This window comes from Bradyrhizobium sp. PRIMUS42, from assembly GCF_023006515.1.
Classification (GTDB): Bacteria; Pseudomonadota; Alphaproteobacteria; order Rhizobiales; family Xanthobacteraceae; genus Bradyrhizobium.
This window is the reverse complement of sequence record NZ_JALBGZ010001061.1, coordinates 1-1,561: the sequence shown is the minus strand read 5'-3', so window position 1 is coordinate 1,561 and position 1,561 is coordinate 1. Positions and strand designations below refer to the sequence as shown.

Annotated in this window: 2 protein-coding genes; both read right to left on the bottom strand. The window is 65.9% G+C overall.

The features are described 5' to 3' along the window. On the bottom strand, positions 1-925 hold a 925-nt coding region (locus MOV75_RS37520; RefSeq protein WP_247007927.1), incomplete at its 3' end, for a hypothetical protein. A gap of 119 nt (positions 926-1,044) precedes the next feature. Continuing rightward, positions 1,045-1,561, bottom strand: a 517-nt coding sequence (locus MOV75_RS37515) for a DUF1134 domain-containing protein (RefSeq protein ID WP_247007926.1), incomplete at its 5' end; no start/stop codon positions are given.

The following is a 1,561-nucleotide window of genomic DNA, read 5'->3' as shown; positions in this document are numbered from 1 at the left end:
CGGTCTTTTCCGCGCGCAGCGCTTCCATGGCCGCGGAGGATTTGCCGCCGCTGAGGCCCGCGATCTCGACGCGCAGCTCCTTGACGGTGCGCTCGTTGGTCTCATTGGCCTGGCGCAGCTGGTTGTTCTCATAGTCGCGCTCGGCGAGCAGCTTGCCTTGCGTGGCGAGGCGGCCTTCGAGGTCGGCGACGCGGCCGGACAGCATCTCGGCTTCCTTCACCTGTCCGATCAGCTGGCGATCGAGCTCGGTGACGCGCTGGCTCAGATTCTCGACCCGGCCGCGGGCATCGCCGAGCTCGCGCGAGGCGGTCTCCGATTCCAGCCGCTCCTGCGCGAGCCGCGCCTGCGTCGCCGCGAACTCCTTCTCGGCATCGCCGACGCGGTTCTTCAATTCCTCGATCTGCGTGCGTACGGCGACCAGCTCGACCTGGCGGCTCTCCGCCATCATCGAGCGGTCGGACAGTTCGGAATTGATCTTGGCCAGCTCGCCCTGCTTGTCGGTCAGTGCATTCTCGGCGGCGCGCAGGGCTTCGGTCTTGGTGTTGAATTCCTCCTCGGTGGCGCGGAGCTGCTCCTTCACAGCCTTCTCGCGCGCCTCCAGCGCGAAGATCGTGGCGTTCTTCTCGCCGAGCTCGATCTTCATGCGGTTGATGGCGTCGCTCTTCTTGCCGAGCTCGGCGAGCTGGCTCGTGGTCTTGTTCTTGAGCTGCTCGACGCTCATCTCGAGCCGGCGCGCCGACATGGCGAATTCGGCGCGGAGCTGGTCCTTGTCGGCCTGGATCTCCGCCATCGACAGCGGCGTTGCGGCCTCAAGCCGGCGCGTGGTCAGGCGCACGGCGCGGTTATGCACCAGCGGCACGATCGCGAGCCCGAACAACATCGAGAGCAGGAAACCGATCGCCAGGTACATGATCGGTTCGACCATGGGCCAGAACTCCCAAGCTTAAGGAAAAATTCACCAACGACCATGCCATGGCGGGCCGGCAAAAAGCCAGCCCCGGTCTGTCGTTAACCTTGATCCGTAGCCCGGATGGGAGAAGCGGCCTAGAACGGGTTCCAGGTCGCACGCGGCGTGTATTTGAGATAGCCGATATTGGCGCCCAGCCGCAGGCCGAGCCCGGAGCGGATCGGTACCAGCACGATGTTGTTGGCGGTGAGCGCGGTCATGCCGAAGCCGCCGATGATGTAGGCCGAGCCGTCGAGGCCGGCGAAGCGCTGGTAGATCGCGTTGGTGGCGGGCAGATTGTAGACCAGCGTCATGGTGCGCGCGCCGTCGCCGCCCCAGTCGAAGCCGAGCGAGGGGCCCTGCCAATAGACCCTGAGATCCCCGGCGTTCTTGGTGTAGAGCGTGCCTTCGCCGTAGCGCAGGCCGGCGACGAAGGCGCCGGAACCTTCCTCACCCAGGATATAGCCGTTGGGCAGACCCCATTGGCTGATCGCCTTCTCGATGATCGAGGCGAGCCCGCGCGAGACGTTGCCGAAGAAGCGGTGACCGGCGCCGACGAGTTCGTCCGGCCCGTAGGTGCTGGGCGTCGGGGTCCGCTGCGGCGGCGGCAAATTG